The 1,813-nt window shown below is 41.5% G+C and carries 2 protein-coding genes and 1 pseudogene; 1 reads left to right on the forward strand and 2 read right to left on the reverse strand.

All coding sequences use genetic code 11. From position 1 onward, the window contains the following. A pseudogene (locus F6K49_RS45395) lies at positions 1-387 on the reverse strand (guanylate cyclase); the annotation flags it as partial. 268 nt (positions 388-655) lie between these two features. On the opposite strand from F6K49_RS45395, the gene F6K49_RS45400 reads away from it, so the two are divergent. Continuing rightward, entirely contained in the window at positions 656-1,315 is a 660-nt protein-coding gene (locus tag F6K49_RS45400; protein WP_293108734.1) for a hypothetical protein, read from the forward strand. A 292-nt stretch (positions 1,316-1,607) separates the two neighbouring features. Here the strand turns inward: F6K49_RS45400 and F6K49_RS45405 are convergent. Beyond that, positions 1,608-1,813 (reverse strand): peptidoglycan-binding domain-containing protein (locus F6K49_RS45405; RefSeq protein ID WP_293073025.1); only part of this gene is annotated, 206 nt, incomplete at its 5' end.

The following is a 1,813-nucleotide window of genomic DNA, read 5'->3' on the forward strand; positions in this document are numbered from 1 at the left end:
ACTATTCCGATCTTCTTTATTCTCTAAGCCTAATCCAGTAAATGTGAGGGTATTAAAGATCTGAAGCTGCCGCCAAAAGTAACGCTCTAATTGAGGAATATCTTGCAAATTCAATTGACCTAGATTGATGGCAGTGGCATTAATCTGATTAACTAGATGAGGAATGGTTAGGTAAGCCTCCAAATTCTGCTCAACCCGAGCATTGACTTCTTCAAGCAGTTGAGTAGCAACATCATTAACCGCTCTCTTGCTGTTTCTATAGGACAGATATCCCACAAGTCCCACAGCTGCGAAGATTTGCAGGACAAATGGTATGACCAAGATCAGGCGAAGGGGAACTTTCCCAGAAACCTTGGAAACCCCTTGGGCTAAAGATTTGAATATCATTTGCTTGTGCCATCCTGCTTGACTGACAAATCGCATTTGAGTTACATTTACAGAGTTCCCAGAAATTTAGAAAAAGTAGCGTCAGCACCCTTGACTGAAGTAAGCAGGCTTAAAGTCCTTGATTTCCTGATGCCTGAATGCTTAGAAAGGACTTCATAAATCTTTATCTGGAGTATCCCTTGTTTTGTTACCAAATTATCGTGAGCGGAGTATAATAGAGTTATTTGGCCATTAACTCTAACCTTAGTTTTGGTTTGGGAGCATCAAAATGCTTACTTTAAAAGTGTTCTCAGTGGCTACAGTTGCCGTCCTATTAAGCAGTTGCTTAATACCTGAAAAAGCCTTGGCTAGTCGTCTTGATTTCACCACTAAAGCGATTGGGAGCTCAAGTCCTTCAAGAATACTAAATGCCAGTATTGGTCAAACCCTACAAAACGGCGATTTTACGATAGAAAGGACTGGGGGTAACACCACCCTTGGTAATGGAATTGATGAAGATACCAGTTGGAGCTTTGATTTTTCTGACTTGGGAACATCAATAAATGAGTTATCGCAAGCGAAACTAATTTTAGACCTGACACCAAACAACTCCCTGATTACTACCGATGTATTTGGGATCATAGGATTGGATACTATTATTATTGATCTGATCCGCAATCTCCCAGTACGAACTAAGCAATCGGTGTCTTTAAATTTACTGGAGTTTTACGACTCAGGAGAAATCGTGAACGTCTTTAATGCCAATAGTGGCAAGATTCCAGTATTTTATGGAGATGATGCCATTGTTTCTCGTGCTGAGCTGTCATTGTCTACAGGTGAAAGAATTCCCGAACCTACTGCTACCCTAGGTATTTTAGCTTTGGGGGCTTTAGGAATTAGTTCCGTATTGAAGCAGAAAGTCAAGCAGCAGAAACAAGCAAAGCAGTAATATCAATCAAGAATTATCACTAGTTAACCGGCAAAAATATATAGCAATTGTCTTTCCCATGAGGTACAAATAGATCCCCCTAAATCCCCCTTAAAAAGGGGGACTTTGAGCTTGAGAAGGGTACCTCATAAATGCAATAAACGCTATAACTAACACTATAACTAGTGTTTTGTTGACGGTTGATGATTGAATAGTTAACAGTGAACAGTTAACTTTCAATCGTCAACCATGCCCTTAAGGCCGTAGGCCACGCTGCGCGAACGGCCACGCTACGGGAACCACAAAAATTTCATCAACGTAGCAAAGCATTCCAAGTAGCAGGACCAACAATGCCATCAGGTTCTAGTTTGAACTTGCGCTGAGCGGCTTGAACTGCGGCTTTCGTAACCTCTCCAAATACCCCATCTACTGTGGCTTTTAAAAAACCAAGAGATTTCAGTCGCCTCTGCAATTGCTGGACTGCTGGACCACGCATACCTTGTCGGAGAATTGGTAAGG

This window comes from Moorena sp. SIO3I6, assembly GCF_010672095.1.

Coding starts and splice junctions, on each gene's coding strand:
- F6K49_RS45400 (WP_293108734.1), top strand. CDS start 656: ATGCTTACTTTAAAAGTGTTCTCAGTGGCTACAGTTGCCGTCCTATTA.